Here is a 15,965-nt window from a genome sequence, read left to right as displayed (position 1 = left end):
TTTAGTCTTCGATTTTTATCCCTGCGGAGATGAGAGCTGCTACTTTGTGTTTATTGCTGCTATCTAGATTTACAGAAGCCATTTCAAAACTAGCCAAAACTTGGGCAGCAGCTGTAAAATCTCTTGCCTCGGCTGGATAACCTGCGGCCTGGTAGGCTTCTGCTTGCTTCAAACCCTGAGCCTTAAAAGCCTTACTTTTCATTAATGCCAGGTGACCATTACCTTTTCCCTCCTGATCCAGGAGTACAATAATACCCGAACCCTTGGCCGCTATTTGTTGCATGGCCTGATCCATCTGCTGTTGACAATCACACTCCAAGGAATTGAAATAGTGTCCGTAAATGCAACTTGAATGCAAACGACAATATACTGCCCTAGCTTCTTTGAGTTCGCCCATATGTAGGCAAATGATCTCTTGTTGCCCATCGGCAAATAAGGTCTCCGTAAAAAGGCCGTAGCGGGTTTTTAAAGTGGTGTCGGCTAGTTTTTGCATCAGTTGTCTATTGAATCTAGAAATTCCTCTAAGGTTTGGATCAGCGCAAACTCCCCATCCAAACTCGCGATAGCCGTCTCGTGGATCAATTGGGCGTCATATCGTTTTCCGTTGCGATCTACTTTGTCAAAAGTTGCGGTAGCGTCCTCTATCAAAGTGACCTCAAAACCTAAATTAGCCGCCATACGAACACTGGTGGATATGCAGTGGTCTGTAGTTAGACCTGCCATGACAAGATCTTGTTGTTGCTCGGACTTAAGCACTTCTTCTAAGGGCGTGCCAATAAAAGCACTGTTAACAGTCTTGGTATAGACTGGCTCAGTTTCTAAAGGCTTCACTAGCTCATTTAGGGCGTTTCCCCTGGCCTCCGAGCGCAGCGGAGACTTTGGGTTGGTGGAGCAATGCTGAACGTGATACACTGGCCATGATCTAGCTCTGAAGTATTCTAAAAGCTCTTTTGCCCGTTGTTCCGCCTCGGGATTGTTCCTATTGCCTCCCCAGTATTCAATGTCCTCGAAACCCTTTTGTATATCTATCAGTACCAGTGCTTTCATTCTTTGTTTTCTAATAGTATTGCTGAATCTGTCGGTAAACTGACAGGAACCCAACTTCCAAGTGCGTATTTATCGTTCGTATGGTCTGTTTTAATTTCAAACTGCTTGCCATTGGCAGAAACCAATAGACCGGAGGCGGTCTTAGCAATGATTTGTGCTAGGACATTCAATTGTTTATCGGATCGATCAAGTCCGAAAACTACAGTTGGAGCCCCAGATTTGGTAATACTACCATTATCCAATACCCAAACATAAGCGGCCAGTTTACAGACCTCGGGCAGGTCATGACTCACTAAGATCACACTAAATCCAAAGCGGCTGTGCAACTGCAATAAATGATCTTGAAATTCCAATCGGAGTTTTTGATCTAAAGCTGTAAAGGGTTCATCCAGTAGCAGTAGTTGAGGTTCTTGAGCCAGGGCTCGGGCCAGCGCAGCGCGTTTGGCCTGGCCTCCAGAAAGTACGTATGGTTTTTGATCGGCCAAAGCTTCCAACTCCGTTAATCGCAGTAGTTCTGCAATAAGGGCTTTGTTGGGGTTTTTGCCACTGGCATACTGCAGATTTTGCCTTATGCTCATGTTGGGAAACAAGGCGAGGTCTTGAAATAGGTAACCTATATTGCGCTTCCCGGCCGGCAGACTTATAGTCTTCTCAGCATCGTACCATACTTCATTGTGGTTTGTAATTTTTCCAGAATCTGGACTCAGCAAGCCGCTAAGCATGCGCAAGGTCGAAGTTTTTCCAGCTCCAGATGGCCCAAAGAGCGCATTAAAACTACCTTGTTCAAATTGAATGTCTACATCCAAGGACATCACGCCATTAGAGCCTTTCAGTGTTTTATGTAAACGAGCCTTTATCATTTGTAGAATCCTCCCCAATTTTTAGCTCCTCTGGTGTAGACCCAAAACAAGATCACAAAAGAGATCAGAAACAATACTAAGGAATACAGATGTGCTTGTCCAAAGTTCAACTTCTCGACTTCCTCATAGATGGCTATGGAGGCTACGCGCGTCTTCTGCGGAATTGCCCCGCCTATCATAAGTACAACCCCAAACTCTCCCAAAGTGTGTGCAAAGGTTAGTACCAATCCGCTCATTAAGGCAGGTTTCATATTGGGTAGTAGAACCTGTCTTAAGGTATCCAAACGGGAGCGTCCCATGAGTTTTGATGCTTCTTTGTACTGCGGAGGGAGACTTTTAAAGCCCGCCAAAACGGGATGAACCATAAAGGGTAAACCGTATAGCATAGAGGCAATGACCAATCCGCTAAAGCTAAAGACCAATCTCAGCCCTAAAACACTGTCTAACCATGCGCCAAAGGCATTGTTGGGACTAAAGGCTATTAAAAAATAGAAACCCAATACGGTGGGCGGAAGCACCAGGGGCATGCTAATGAGTACGCTAAGTAATGGTTTTAATTTAGTTTTGGAATAGGCCAACCAATAGCCCAAGGGAACTGCAACCAACAATAATAATATTGTGGTCAGAATTGCTAATTTAAGAGTTAATAATAATGGATCCCAGTTCACGCTATTCAAAGATAGCATTAATTCAATTCTAGGGTAGGTCGTAGCCTTGTTGTTTGATCAGTTTTTTAACTGAATCGCTCAATAGAAAATTCACAAAATTTTCTGCCTCGGGATGTTTGTTATCACCTTTTATTAGAACCACGCCTTGAATGATAGGTTTGTAGTGTACCTTATTTATATCCAGTACAAATACTTCGGATTCTCGCTGTGCTTGCATGGCTGTAGATTTAGCCGTAATGGCAGCCTGGGCAGCTCCAGAAACTACAAAGGTTGCCGCTTGAACCGCATTTTCGGCATAGACTAGATTTGGGCGAACTGTATCCCATAGTTTTTGATATTCCAGAAGCTCTTTGGCTGCACGGCCGTATGGAGCCAAGTCTGGGTTGGGAATGGCTAAGGTTTTAAGTCCCGCTAAGGTGAGACCAGATTTGAGAAAGTCCTCTTGAGACAAAAGCACCAATATGCCTTTGGAATAGGGAACTGGGGCAGCGGTGGTTAGTCCTTGATCATACAAGCGCTGTGGATAGCTCAAGTCTGCGGCCATAAATATATCTATAGGAGCTCCATTGCTGATCTGGTTGGTAAGTTTTCCAGAAGAGCCGCTTATAATATCGATCTCAACATCATTGGTCTTGCTAAATTCCGCTGCCAAGGCACTCGCCAATCCTTCTGCGTTCGCCGCAACTGCAATACGCAATTTGTCGGTGGGTTGTTCTGTGCAAGCACATAGGAGTAAACAGGCCAGGAAAAGGCCAATTATAAGATTAGTCTTCTGCAAAAATCGCTGTTTCAAATCCGTCTATGCTTTTGGTGTTCTTCTTTTCCCAATAGGCCCAAAGTTCCTCATCGGATTTAGCCTTTGCCCAATCTGCCAAGCGTGTCCTGTGCGATTTAAATTCCATATAAGGAACTCCATAACCACAAGAGGTCTGAACCGTTTCTATGTGTAGTTCAATGAATTGTCTGGCCCCAGCAGTTTCTGGGAAGAGCTTTAAATAGTCTTCGAATTGTGGGTCTCTTGGATGATAGACCTCACAGCTTCCGTATAATCTCAAAATCAATGGTGGATCTTCAAAGGCATTGAACATTATAGTCATGCGGTTGTTCTTGAGTAGGTGAGCGGCCGTTTCGTTGCCGCTTCCGGTAAGATTGAGCCAAACCAATGTCTTATCGTTTATGACTCGAATACTATCCATGCCTTTGGGAGATAGATTGATCCTGCCCTCTTGTGCTGCCGTTGCAACAAAGAATACCGGCTGGGCCTCAATGAAATTTTTATGGACTTCTCGTAATTCTTGGAATTGTGCCGCCATGTTTGCGCATTACTTTTTGTAAGGATAAAGATACTGCATGTCAGTGGAGCGACCACAAATAAGTACATTTATATTTTGTTTAACAAAAAATAGAAAAATTTAAACAAAATATTAATAGAAAGGTATTTTATAGGTTCTAATTTAGCGTCAGGTAAATCAGACTAGTAACACAGACTTGATTTGAAATGCGCCAAAATTGTAAAGACCCAATAATCCGGACCAGGATAAAAGCGATCCGAAGCGACTTATTCAAAAACACACTAAGCTAGCTTGATTTATAAACAAAAACTACAAAAATTGAAACTCATGAAAAAGATTGCCACATTCGTACTAGCCGGGATGTTCATCTCTGCTTGTGCACAGAACAAACAAAACAATGACACAGCCGAGGTTGCCTCTGCAGAAGTAGAAAACGTAACCGACGCTAAAGTTGCCGATACTCCTCCAACTATAGTAGGAGTAGCTGCAGGAAACGATGCTTTTAGCACTTTGGTAGCTGCCGTAAAAGCTGCTGGATTGGTAGAGACTTTAAGTGGAGAAGGTCCATTCACTGTTTTTGCTCCAACCAACGATGCTTTCGGAAAACTACCTGCAGGAACTGTAGAAGGTTTACTTAAGCCAGAAGCTAAAGGAACCCTAACTGCAGTGTTGACCTACCACGTAGTAGCTGGAAAATTTGAGGCTGCTGCAGTAGTAGATGCTATTAAGAAGAACAATGGAAAGTTCGAGGTTAAAACCGTTCAGGGTGGAACGATCACGCTTTCTCTAGAAGGAGGAAACGTAGTACTTACAGACGCAACAGGCGCTAAGTCTACTGTGATTATCCCAGACGTAGCTGCATCCAATGGAGTGATCCACGCCATTGATTCAGTAGTAATGCCTCAATAATTTTAGGTGGTCAAAAAATAAAATTGCTATGAATTAAGGCTGTCCGTAAGGGCAGCCTTTTCTTTTGCTATTTATTGACAATTAACTGTTTGTGTATCTGACGCCCTAAGGCAGCTAAGAAAGGAACTCCAACTTCATCGTACTGGTAGTTGTCGTCGTTAAAGATCCTATTTTCATTGACATGAACCGTAGCTGTGAGTATAAAGGAGATCTGATTGGCGGTATCCATGATGTAAGCGCAGTCTGTCAGGTATCCATAGGCATAGCCAACTTTGTTCAAGATGGTGATGTCATCTGGCATAGGTGCTTTACTGTCACCATAAAGAAAGAATTTGACATAAGAGTCATAGTACTCCTGGGAAGTAAAACCGGCCTCTTTGGGAAGCAATTGCATGCTCTCCAGTAAGAACTGATGCAGCTCCGGACTCAAGTCGAACTGCTGCTCACTGCTGTAATATTCTGGAAAAACCACTCTTCGCATGGTATTGTGCATGCTGCTGATGGGGTAGTAGTTCTTGTAAGCAAAATCCATCGGTGCTTTAATAAGACTGTCGTTTTTAAAATATCCCACGCCTTTTGATGTCTTTTCCAACTCCAAAGCCTTGAGTTCTTGCATTTGGTAGCCTTCGCCAATAAAGGTCTCATTTGCTTCGGAGCCTTTAAAGGTCAGGCCTTTGAGCATGAGGTCGTCTGCATTGGCAGTAGAAAGCCTGTGCGCCAGTCTGAATTTATCTATCCCGAGCTCTTGCATCCGCTGGTTGACAAAATCCTTTCCTAAATATTCATACAAGCGGTTGTAGGCCTCGTTACTGCTTACAGCGAATATGTCACGGATATCTTTTCTAAATGTAGAGCTGATAGAATCTCCATTGACGTTAATGGTAGCGTCTAGATTGATAAATCCGTTGTCATCTAATTGTTCTAAGGTAATCACCGCCATGGGGAATTTTACCGTACTGGCAGGGTAGAAGTAGACGGAATCATTTACTTGGAATTCATATTCCTTGAAAGCAAGGCTGGGTGCGGAATAGTCTACCACACTAAGGGCTATTTGCACCTCATGAGCTTCTAGATTGTTCATGACCATTTTTATGGCAGGATCATCAGAAGACAGTGCTGCCTGTAAAGGATCGACAAATTCATCTTGGCAAGAGAAAAGTGGAAGTAAAAGAAGTAGGCAGTAAGCAATATGTGCTCTCATAGGCTGTGAGTTTGCCTAAAGATAGCAATTCGCCCTTAGTTTCTGTTGAGCACCTTATATTGCTCGTAGCATTCAGAAATTGCGTCTAAAATCTGCAGATCGTTAGCGGTTCTAATGAACTGATCGGAATAGTTGCAATTGTTCAAGATCATGTCCAGATCGTTGCGCTCCAACTGCAAGACCGCCATTAGTGTTTCTCTATCGAATTTGCTCTGCAACAAGTTTCTGATATTGTCATCGGCCTTCATTTGTCGCAATTTCCGCATCTGCTTGGGGCGTTTGCCAAAGACGTTGTAGAGAAAGTCTGCCGGATTGAATATGGCGCTGAGCACCTTGCCCACAGCTCCTGGTTGCTGAGAACCCCCTTCATAACCACGGTCTAGACCTGCAATGGCGTAGCGGTAATCGTCATAAACCGGAATGATCTTGGCGTCTATCTCTAAATAGCCCGTAAGTTCTACAGGCCGGATCACAACCTCTTCTAAGGCAATCCCAAGTTCAGTCATTTTGACCTTGATCTCTCCGAAGCGCAATAAATCATTGGTAACACGAACGCGTATAGATTTGAATCCGAGGTAAGAGAAATAGAGGGTGTCGTTAACTTTAGCAGGAATTTTAAAGCTACCGTCTCGCTCAGAGACCGTACCGATCACCTGATTGAGGTTTACGATATTCACGTTTTCTAGCGCTTTGTCATTGGCATCGTTTTGTACAATACCTTGAACCATTTCTGTTTGCTCCTCCTGAGAGAGTGCGGAAAAAGAAATCAGGATCAATAAAAAACACCAGAAAGGTTTCATAGCAAGGGTCTTAAGGTCAAAAATACATATTAAGTATACAATTCTCATACCGCCGACCCCATATTTACAAAAAATTTAAGAATCTTATCTTCTGCGTCGCTTACCTCCAGTGCCTTTAGACTTGCTACCTTCGCCTCTTGGCTTACCGCCTCCACCTTTCTTTCTGCCGCGTCCTCCACCGAATCCTTCTTCAAAACGACCTCCGCCGCGTTTGCCTTGTTTTCGCGTTCTTGGCTGTTTGAATTTCTTTTTGCCATCAAAGGATTCCTTGAAACGTTTGCCACCGCCTTTTCTGCGCTTTTCGGTAGTAGCTTCGACTACTATCTTACGCCCGTCTAAAACAAAGTCTTCAAAGGTATCGACTACTCTTTTTACATAAGGTTCTTCTACGTTGAAGAATGAAAAGCTTCCTTTCACATCTACCTTGAACAGGCCGTCATCTTTGATCTGTAATAGGTCTTTTAAGAAGTCCTTCAGCGTCATCCAGCTAAAGTCGTCTTTAGCACCAATATTGATAAAGAAGCGCGTGCTATTGCCACCACTAGAAACATTTCCAACTTCTGGCACATTGAGTTCTTTAGCGTTCTTGTAGTAATTAAAGAAACGGCTAAACTCCACACTAAAGATTTTTTTAATCAAGGTCTCCTTGTCAAAAGCACCGAGGCTTTCCATAATCGCCGGAACATAAGGCTCTATCTCCTTGTTTACGTCTGTTTGCTCGATCTTCTCTGCCAAATGCAAGAGTTGGATCTCACAGATCTCCATGCCTGTTGGTAAGGTCTTAACCTCAAACTGCTTGTGAATGATCTTTTCTATGGCCTTGATCTTGCGCACCTCGCTTTTAGATACCAGAACCATAGAGACACCAGATTTACCAGCGCGTCCTGTACGTCCACTGCGGTGGGTATAGGTTTCTATCTCGTCCGGTAATTGGTAGTTGATCACGTGGGTAATATCATCCACATCAATACCGCGAGCGGCAACATCTGTAGCCACCAACATTTGTATCTGATTGGTTCGAAACGATTTCATTACCAGATCACGCTGATTCTGACTCAGGTCACCGTGTAGAGCAGCTGCGTTGTAGCCGTCTTCGATTAGCATTTCTGCTACTTTCTGGGTATCGCGCTTGGTTCTACAGAAAACTACCGAAAAGATGTTTGGGTTGGCATCTGCCAAGCGCTTCAATGCCAAATAGCGATCTCTAGCACTGATAAGGTAGTATTCGTGATCCACACGCTGTGCGCCGCTATTCTTTGTGCCTACTGTGATTTCCTTAGGATCGTGCATGAACTGTCTGGCAATTGCGGCAACTTCTTTAGGCATGGTCGCGCTAAATAACCAAGTGCTCTTGTCTTCTGGTGTGTGTGAAAGGATCTCTTTGATGTCCTCGTAGAATCCCATGTTCAACATTTCATCTGCCTCATCTAAAATGCAGTACTCCACGTTTTTAATGACAGCAACACCCCGACCGATAAGATCTTTCATACGACCAGGAGTCGCTACGATTATCTGGGCACCGTTCTTTAGGTCCTTTGCTTGTGCTTGTACACTCGCTCCACCGTATACGGCAACAATGTGTAAACCTTTAACGTGTTGTGAATAAGAACGCAGCTCGTGGGTGATCTGCAGACAGAGTTCGCGTGTAGGCGCAATGATAAGCCCTTGGGTATTTCTACTTTTTACATCGATCTTTTGGATCAGTGGAAAGCCAAAGGCAGCAGTTTTTCCGGTCCCGGTTTGCGCCAGGGCAACCAAGTCGGTCTCTGATTGTAATAAAAGGGGAATCGCTTTGGCCTGAACTTCGGTTGGTTTTTCAAAACCCATATCGGCCGTGGCCTGCAATAAAGGCGCAGACAGTCCTAATGCTTCAAATGCACTCATAGTTACTTGTATTTGCGTGTTGGTCGAAGCACGCGACAAGTAAACCCATTTAGCTTCGTGCAACACATTTCCTCAACCCGAGGAGTTTTCTGGCGCGAAAGTACGCTAAGTTTTTTGTTTCCAAGCTTTTTTGATGAAATAAAAAAGTTAGCGGACTAACGAAGTGGTTCTTGAAGCCCAACCAAATTTTATAATTTGGGGTTTAACCTATAAAATTTGGTTGCCTTTGAAAAAAGTACGCTAAGTTTTTTGTTTCCAAGCTTTTTTGATGAAATAAAAAAGTTAGCGGACTAACGAAGTGGTTCTTGAAGCCCAACCAAATTTTATAATTTGGGGTTTAACCTATAAAATTTGGTTGCCTTTGAAAAAAGTACGCTAAGTTTTTTGTTTTCAGCTTGTTTATTGAGAATTCTTTAAATAGGCCACCAATTGTGCTACTGCTTTTCCTCTATGGCTGATGGCACTTTTCTCCTTAAGAGTCATTTGCGCAAAAGAACGATCAAAATTATTGGGTTTAAAGATGGGGTCGTAGCCAAAGCCGTCCGTGCCTTGGCGTTCCTTTAGAATCTCACCAGGGCAGAAGCCTTCGAAGTAAACAGGTTCATTCTCGAGCAACAAAGAAATCACACAAACAAAACGAGCAGATCTATCGGCTTGATCTTTCAAGGCGCTTAAAAGCTTGTCCATGTTATCGTCAGAAGTACACCCAAGACCAGCGTAGCGCGCAGTATAAACCCCAGGAGCTCCGTTTAAGGCAGAAACTTCCAGACCACTATCGTCAGCAAAACAAGGTAAACCGTATTTTTCTTGGACATATTTAGCCTTGAGCAAGGCATTGCCTTGAAAACTATCTGCGGTCTCCGTGATCTCTTCGTGACAGCCCAGATCATCTAAGCTGAGTAATTTAAAGCGATCTCCAACCATGGCTTGTAATTCTTTGAGCTTTCCGGGATTGTGCGTGGCAAAAACCAGTTCTTTCATAGTTATTGATGGTGATAGGGTTCGTTATTGAGTATACTGAATGCGCGGTAGACCTGCTCGGCAAAGAAAAGACGCACCATTTGATGCGAGAAAGTCATTTTAGAGAGCGACAGTTTGCCGTTTGCGCGCTGGTATACCTCCTCAGAAAACCCGTAAGGGCCACCTATTATAAACACTAAATTCTTGATTCCGGAATTCATGCGCTGTTGTAAATAATCGGCAAAGGCCATAGAGGTGAACTGTTTTCCCGTTTCGTCTAGAAGTACAACAAAATCACTTGTGTTTAGCTGACTTAATATCAATTCACCTTCTTGTTTCTTTTGCTGTTCAAAGGAGAGTTTGGCCCTTTTCTTCAAGTCGGGAACGATCTGAAATTCAAAGCGAATATAACGCGTCAATCGCTTGTTGTAGATCTCGGTGAGTTCTGTTATTGCTGCGCTATCTGTTTTGCCAACGGCCAGGAGTTTGATCTGCATCTGACAAAGGTACAAAAGCGCGACCTAGTGTTTGTTTTCTTTTTACGAATCCGCAAAGCTAAAGCCTGTGTTTAGGGTGGAATTAGTAATTTAGCCAAAACACCTATTTCCATGATCTCCCAAAAAGACTTTGACAAAGAAATCGATCTGATCATCGCCAATGCTATTCGAGAAGACGTAGGCGATGGCGATCACAGCTCCCTTGCTTGTATTCCTTATGACGCTACCGGAAAGGCGCGACTTTTGGTCAAAGACGAAGGTATACTTGCAGGAGTGGCTTTTGCTCAGAAGGTATTTGAATTTGTAGATCCCGGTCTTGAGGTCGACATTAGAATCACAGATGGTAGCCCAGTAAAATACGGAGATGAAGCCTTTTATGTCAGTGGAAATTCACAGTCTATACTAAAGGCTGAACGCTTGGTCTTAAATGCCATGCAGCGCATGAGCGCTATTGCGACTAAGACCAGCAAATATGTAAAACTATTAGAAGGTACAGGCACCAAAATTCTCGATACGCGTAAGACCACGCCCGGTATACGTGCACTGGAAAAATGGGCGGTTAAGATCGGCGGCGGTGAGAATCACCGATTCGCTCTCTATGATATGATCATGCTCAAAGACAACCACATTGACTTTTGCGGTGGGATTACAAAAGCCATACAAGTAACTCGGGAGTATCTTAAGGACAATCGACTGGAACTGAAGATCATTGTAGAGGCTCGATCTTTAGAAGAGATAGAAGAGATTTTAGAGAACCAGGGTGTATATCGCATCCTTATAGATAATTTCAACTACGAGGATACTCGAAAGGCGGTTGCTCTAATTGGAGATAAATGCCTAACTGAATCCTCGGGAGGCATCACTTTAGAAACGGTGCGAGCCTATGCAGAATGTGGAGTAGATTATATTTCTAGTGGAGCTTTGACCCATTCGGTACACAATATGGATCTCAGCCTAAAAGCTTTATGAGTTTAGAACAACGCTTGCGAAACACTCCTGTGGTCAGTGCGGCTATCCGTCTCTGCGATAAGATCTTACTGCCGGGTTTTGAAGGTTTGTCGTTGTATGATTTATTAAAGACCTATGCCGTTGGCATAGTCAAAGGGACCTTTTCCAGTAGGGCAGGAGCCATAGCCTTTAGCTTTTTTATGGCGATCTTTCCCTTTTTGCTCTTTGTGCTGAACCTTATTCCTTATGTACCCATAGAGAACTTTCAACAGCGTTTCTTAGATTTTATTGGGGGATTGATGCCAGCCCAGACCTTTGATTTCTTTTTCCCCGTCATAGAAGATATTGCAGCCAACCCTAGAGGAGGATTGCTGTCCTTTGTTTTTGTATTGACGCTGTTGGTTATGGCCAATGGTGTCAATTCTATATTTAGCGGTTTTGAGTACTCTTTTCACGTTACAATTAACCGTAATTTTTTGCGCCAGTATTGGGTCGCCTTAGTGGTTTCTGTGTTTTTGGCATTGTTGTTGCTTTTTAGCGTAGTGATAGCGGTGTACAGTGAATATTTGATCAGTGTACTCAAGCAAGAACACTACATCTCTGACGAGGTGTTTTGGATAACAACGGTACGTTATGTGGTCTTTGTACTTTTAGTTTATATGGTAGTAGCTATACTTTATTATTTTGGAGTAAAGGACGGGAGACAATCGCGATTCTTTTCCATAGGCGCTTTGGTAAGCACCTTATTGTTCATGCTAACCACCTATCTCTTTGGAGTTTATATTAATAATTTCTCCAATTACAACGAGCTTTACGGGTCCATAGGGGCTCTTTTGATAATGATGCTGTATATTTGGTTAAATTCTAACTTACTTTTACTGGGCTTTGAACTTAATGCGAGTTTAAGAGCTTTGAAAAACAAACACTAATAATTACTTAAATACTTTATTGACTTATGAAACGAGTTTTAATATTAATGATCGCTCTACTTTCTATGAATGTTGGGTTTGCGCAGAATGGAGGAATGACAGAGATAGGAGATGTGATGCTACCCAATACCATGAAAGTTGGTGGTTCTGATTTGGTGCTTAACGGCGGTGGAATCCGTAAAAAAGCGTTTGTTTTGGAACTTTATTCGGGCGGACTATACTTGGAATCCAAGTCTAAAAATGCACAGGGCATCATCGATGCAGATAAGAATATGGCTATGAAACTTGTGATCACTTCTAGTTTTGTATCTAGCGATGCTATGAAAGAGGCCGTAAACGACGGATTCGATGCCTCTATGCGTGGAGACACTTCTTCTTTAGATAGCGAGATCCAGAAATTCATTGGCTTTTTTAGCGAGGAAATCGTAGAAGAAGACGTTTTTGATATCACTTACCAAACCGGACGTGGCGTGGTGTGTTACAAGAACGGAAAAGAATTGGGAGTCATTCCTGGTATGGCGTTTAAGAAAGCCTTATTCGGAATTTGGCTTGGAAAAGTTCCTGCCGATAAAAAACTTAAAAAAGGAATGTTGGGCAGCTAATTGTGCTCATAGAATTACGTAATTTTAGGCTGTCGTTTTTTGCGACAGCCTTTTTTATTTCTTGTACTTTATTGATGTCATACTGCCCATTCCCATTAAGCAGGCGTTCACTTATTCGGTAAACGCTCACGAGGCTCATTTTCTCAAGCCAGGACATCGGGTGGCTGTTCCCTTTGGGAAATCGAAGATCTACACGGCTATTGTTTATAAAGTACATCAAACACCCCCGCAGACCTACGAGACCAAGGAGATCGATCAGATCCTTGATGAATATCCTCTGGTAACCCCAACCCAACTAAAGCATTGGCAGTGGATAGCGGATTATTATCTCTGCAGTATAGGCGAGGTGATGCGCGCTGCGCTACCTGGAGCATTTCTGTTAGAAAGCGAGACCATCATCCGTTTGCAGACAGAGCGTCCTGCGAGCGAGGCTGCCTTATCTGAACAAGAAGAAATGATCTTGGAGGCTTTAGAGAACAGGCAACAGTTGCACCTAAATGATGTGCGGAGCATTTTGGACAGAAAGCAGGTTTTAGGCGTTATCCAAGCTTTGTTAGAAAAGAACAGGATCGCACTGGTAGAAACCCTTTACGAGCAGTATATCCCGAAAATGGTTAGCTATCTGCAATTGGCTCCGCAGTTTAAAGAAGAATCTGCCTTGACGGCACTTTTAGACGAAATGCAACGCGCGCCCAAACAGCGGGAAGTGCTGATGCAACTATTTATGTTGTCTGCGCGTCAATCTGGAGCTGTAAAGCGCCCTGAGCTTTTAGCCGAAGTAGCGGGAGCTGCTGCGCCACTGCGCAGCTTGATCGACAAAGGCATCATACTGGAAGAGAAACGACAAACCGATAGAAAAGCCCAGTGGGAAAGTGATACGGCAGATTCCAAAGGCCTGTCAGAAGCACAATCGCGAGCCTACGGTGAGATAAAGCAACAGTTCACCGAAAAGTCTGTTTGTCTATTTCACGGTGTTACTTCAAGTGGTAAGACCGAGGTATACGTAAAACTTATAGAAGAGCAGTTAGCGCAAGGAAAGCAAGTATTGTATATGCTTCCGGAAATTGCCCTCACAACCCAGCTCATAAGTCGTTTACAAGAATATTTTGGCGATCGCGTCGGGGTTTATCACTCCCGTTATAGTGTACATGAAAGGGTAGAGGTCTGGAACCAATTGTTACGCCAAGATCAGCGTGCGCAATTGGTTGTTGGAGCTCGTTCTACCGTTTTCTTACCCTTTCAAGATCTGGGCTTGGTCATTGTAGACGAGGAGCATGAGCATTCCTTCAAACAATACAATCCTGCACCGCGCTATCACGGCCGCGACGCAGCAGTTGTGCTTGCCTCTTTGTGTAAAGCAAAGGTACTTTTGGGTTCTGCTACACCAGCTTTAGAAACCTATCAGAACGCTGTTTCGGGTAAATACGGTTTGGTCAGTCTTAAAGAACGCTACGGAAAGGTACTATTGCCAGATACTCAGTTGGTCGATCTGCGCGAAAAGAATCGTAAAAAGCGGATGCAAGGCCATTTTTCTGATAGCTTAGTAGAAGCTATACAGGAAACCTTGGCCGAGAAAAAACAGGTGATCTTATTCAAGAACAGACGCGGATTTGCTCCTATTATGGAATGTATGACCTGTGGAAGCGCTCCGCAGTGCCCCAATTGCGATGTCAGCCTTACCTTTCACAAGGCCAAAGGGCAGTTGCGCTGTCATTACTGCGGATACGCGAGTCCCTTGACCAAGCAGTGCGGTGCTTGTGGCAGTATGACCTTAGACCCTAAAGGCTTCGGAACAGAACAAATCCAAACAGAACTACAAGAACTTTTGCCAGACGCGCGTGTAGCTCGCATGGATCAAGACACTACGCGTGGTAAACATGCACATGCCAAGTTGATTCACGGTTTTGAGCAGGGGGAGATAGATATCTTAGTAGGAACCCAAATGCTGGCTAAAGGGTTAGACTTTAGAGCAGTTGGTTTGGTAGGAGTGATGCAAGCAGATTCCTTGCTCAATTTCCCGGACTTTAGAGCCCACGAACGCAGCTTTCAGCTGCTCAGTCAAGTGGCTGGCCGTGCTGGGCGTACCAAAGATAGAGGGAAGGTTTTGATCCAAGCTTTTAATCCGGAGCACCTAATATTACAACAGGTGACCACTCATGACTACGATGGTATGTTTAAAGACGAGATGGAACAACGCAGGCAATATGGTTATCCGCCATTTAATCGCCTGATCAGGTTTACCTTTAAGCATCGCAATTTTGAGACCATGCAAAACGGTTCTCGTTGGTTTGCCAAAGCTTTAGAGGCTCAGTTCAATGAGGGAGTGCTAGGTCCGGAGATCCCGCCAGTAGGCCGTATACGCAACGAATACCTGAGCCATGTGTTACTAAAAGTGCCTGTAAACGCCGGAATAAAGGCATATAAGGGCAAGGTCGGCATGTTGGTCCGCAACTTTGAGGCACAAAAACCGTTTGCGCGTATCAAGCTAGTAGTGGATGTAGATCCGTATTAAGCCTTCATAGAAGCGGCAAGCGCTTCTACTAGTTGGGTCTTTCTGTTACGGCTAAGCGGTAACTGATCGTTGTCGATCTCAATGACCTTGCTGTTATAACGCTCTACTTTATCCAGATTCACAATATAAGACTTGTGAATTCTAAGGAAACGATCCGTGGGCAAGAGCGACTCAAAATTCTTCATGGTAGATAGAACTACCAGAGAGTCGTGCTCTGTTACCAACTTCACATAATCTCCTCGCGCCTCTATATAGCGCAGCTCATTTAAGAATACCTTACGCTTTTTCAAGTTGCTCTTAACAAAGATGAAGTCTTCGTCGTCAAAACCGTCTTCGTTGTGTAGGCGATGGTTCGTGATCGCTTTGTGTACAGCATTGAGAAAACGCTCTTTAGAGATCGGCTTGCGCAAATAGTCTACGGCGTCGTAATCAAAGGCTTTAAAAGCGTATTTCGTCTTTCCAGTAACAAAGATGATCTGTGGTTTAACACTCAAGTCATCCAAGAGGTCAAAGCCGGATAGGATCGGCATTTCGATATCTAAGAATATCAAGTCGATTTGTGTGTCCAATAGCCCCATTTTCGCTTCAATAGCGTTGTTGTACTCGGCGACTAAATTTAGCGAGGGGTGGTTTTGGATCAGTTTGACGATAGACAGACGCTGTAGGCTAGAATCGTCAACTATAGCACAGTTAAGTACGGTTTTTTCCAAGGCAATAATAGATTTAGTAACGCACAATTATAAGCAAATTATCGATGAACGACAACATTTATTAACGAAACTTAACGATTAACCGTGGAAAATTTACGTTTATCTGCCAAATATGTAAGGGTTAAATGTAGGAAATTAAAGGATAG

At 43.6% G+C, this 15,965-nt stretch carries 17 protein-coding genes; 5 read left to right on the top strand and 12 right to left on the bottom strand.

Features of this window, described 5'->3' with window-relative positions:
* Position 1 precedes the first annotated feature (1 nt).
* Genes AC0J2F_RS01600 through AC0J2F_RS01575 form a run of 6 tightly spaced genes read right to left on the bottom strand, consistent with a single transcriptional unit; the run spans position 2 to position 3,888 of the window.
* On the bottom strand, positions 2-493 hold the full coding sequence (locus AC0J2F_RS01600; protein ID WP_473008324.1) for a GTP cyclohydrolase II: 492 nt from the start codon (positions 491-493) through the stop codon (positions 2-4).
* Complete coding sequence (locus tag AC0J2F_RS01595; RefSeq protein WP_473008323.1) at positions 493-1,047, bottom strand: cysteine hydrolase family protein; 555 nt, start codon at positions 1,045-1,047, stop codon at positions 493-495. The genes AC0J2F_RS01600 and AC0J2F_RS01595 overlap by 1 nt, the downstream gene beginning before the upstream one ends.
* Positions 1,044-1,907 carry an ATP-binding cassette domain-containing protein gene (locus AC0J2F_RS01590; RefSeq protein ID WP_473008321.1) on the bottom strand — a complete coding sequence of 288 codons (864 nt, stop codon included), beginning with the start codon at positions 1,905-1,907 and terminating at the stop codon, positions 1,044-1,046. The genes AC0J2F_RS01595 and AC0J2F_RS01590 overlap by 4 nt, the downstream gene beginning before the upstream one ends.
* Positions 1,904-2,593, bottom strand: coding sequence for a molybdate ABC transporter permease subunit (gene modB / locus AC0J2F_RS01585; protein ID WP_473008320.1), 690 nt, complete (start codon positions 2,591-2,593; stop codon positions 1,904-1,906). Before modB ends, AC0J2F_RS01590 begins: the two co-directional genes overlap by 4 nt.
* 10 nt (positions 2,594-2,603) lie before the next feature.
* Positions 2,604-3,353 (bottom strand): molybdate ABC transporter substrate-binding protein, encoded by a 750-nt coding sequence (modA, locus tag AC0J2F_RS01580; RefSeq protein WP_473008319.1) that lies wholly within the window; start codon positions 3,351-3,353, stop codon positions 2,604-2,606.
* Positions 3,340-3,888, bottom strand: a complete 549-nt coding sequence (locus AC0J2F_RS01575; protein WP_473008317.1) for a pyridoxamine 5'-phosphate oxidase family protein — start codon at positions 3,886-3,888, stop codon at positions 3,340-3,342. The genes modA and AC0J2F_RS01575 overlap by 14 nt, the downstream gene beginning before the upstream one ends.
* A 306-nt stretch (positions 3,889-4,194) precedes the next feature.
* On the opposite strand from AC0J2F_RS01575, the gene AC0J2F_RS01570 reads away from it, so the two are divergent.
* Entirely contained in the window at positions 4,195-4,776 is a 582-nt protein-coding gene (locus AC0J2F_RS01570) for a fasciclin domain-containing protein (RefSeq protein WP_374958506.1), read from the top strand.
* A gap of 67 nt (positions 4,777-4,843) precedes the next feature.
* Here AC0J2F_RS01570 and AC0J2F_RS01565 read toward each other — a convergent pair whose 3' ends face one another.
* From AC0J2F_RS01565 to rlmH, 5 genes are all read right to left on the bottom strand, one after another.
* On the bottom strand, positions 4,844-5,977 hold the full coding sequence (locus AC0J2F_RS01565; RefSeq protein WP_473008315.1) for a serine hydrolase: 1,134 nt from the start codon (positions 5,975-5,977) through the stop codon (positions 4,844-4,846).
* Between the two features lie 35 nt (positions 5,978-6,012).
* The gene (locus tag AC0J2F_RS01560; RefSeq protein WP_473008312.1) at positions 6,013-6,777 is read right to left on the bottom strand and encodes a carboxypeptidase-like regulatory domain-containing protein; all 765 of its coding nucleotides are present in this window, start codon (positions 6,775-6,777) and stop codon (positions 6,013-6,015) included.
* Positions 6,778-6,861: 84 nt separating this feature from the next.
* Complete coding sequence (locus AC0J2F_RS01555; protein ID WP_473008311.1) at positions 6,862-8,661, bottom strand: DEAD/DEAH box helicase; 1,800 nt, start codon at positions 8,659-8,661, stop codon at positions 6,862-6,864.
* Positions 8,662-9,060: 399 nt separating this feature from the next.
* On the bottom strand, positions 9,061-9,642 hold the full coding sequence (gene rdgB / locus AC0J2F_RS01550) for an RdgB/HAM1 family non-canonical purine NTP pyrophosphatase (protein WP_473008309.1): 582 nt from the start codon (positions 9,640-9,642) through the stop codon (positions 9,061-9,063).
* Between the two features lie 2 nt (positions 9,643-9,644).
* On the bottom strand, positions 9,645-10,118 hold the full coding sequence (gene rlmH, locus AC0J2F_RS01545) for a 23S rRNA (pseudouridine(1915)-N(3))-methyltransferase RlmH (RefSeq protein WP_473008308.1): 474 nt from the start codon (positions 10,116-10,118) through the stop codon (positions 9,645-9,647).
* A 111-nt stretch (positions 10,119-10,229) separates the two neighbouring features.
* On the opposite strand from rlmH, the gene nadC reads away from it, so the two are divergent.
* The 4 genes from nadC to priA all read left to right on the top strand — a co-directional run bounded on the left by nadC (position 10,230) and on the right by priA (position 15,109).
* Positions 10,230-11,087, top strand: coding sequence for a carboxylating nicotinate-nucleotide diphosphorylase (gene nadC / locus AC0J2F_RS01540; RefSeq protein WP_473008306.1), 858 nt, complete (start codon positions 10,230-10,232; stop codon positions 11,085-11,087).
* Positions 11,084-11,995 carry a YihY/virulence factor BrkB family protein gene (locus tag AC0J2F_RS01535; protein WP_473008304.1) on the top strand — a complete coding sequence of 304 codons (912 nt, stop codon included), beginning with the start codon at positions 11,084-11,086 and terminating at the stop codon, positions 11,993-11,995. Before nadC ends, AC0J2F_RS01535 begins: the two co-directional genes overlap by 4 nt.
* A gap of 26 nt (positions 11,996-12,021) precedes the next feature.
* Positions 12,022-12,597 carry a chalcone isomerase family protein gene (locus tag AC0J2F_RS01530; RefSeq protein ID WP_473008303.1) on the top strand — a complete coding sequence of 192 codons (576 nt, stop codon included), beginning with the start codon at positions 12,022-12,024 and terminating at the stop codon, positions 12,595-12,597.
* A gap of 61 nt (positions 12,598-12,658) precedes the next feature.
* Positions 12,659-15,109, top strand: coding sequence for a replication restart helicase PriA (gene priA, locus AC0J2F_RS01525; RefSeq protein ID WP_473008302.1), 2,451 nt, complete (start codon positions 12,659-12,661; stop codon positions 15,107-15,109).
* Here priA and AC0J2F_RS01520 read toward each other — a convergent pair.
* The gene (locus tag AC0J2F_RS01520; RefSeq protein ID WP_473008300.1) at positions 15,106-15,819 is read right to left on the bottom strand and encodes a LytR/AlgR family response regulator transcription factor; all 714 of its coding nucleotides are present in this window, start codon (positions 15,817-15,819) and stop codon (positions 15,106-15,108) included. The two genes, priA and AC0J2F_RS01520, sit on opposite strands and share 4 nt — an antisense overlap.
* Positions 15,820-15,965 lie beyond the last annotated feature (146 nt).

This window comes from Gilvibacter sp. CC01 (assembly GCF_055755295.1).
This window is presented reverse-complemented; position numbering and strand designations above follow the sequence as displayed.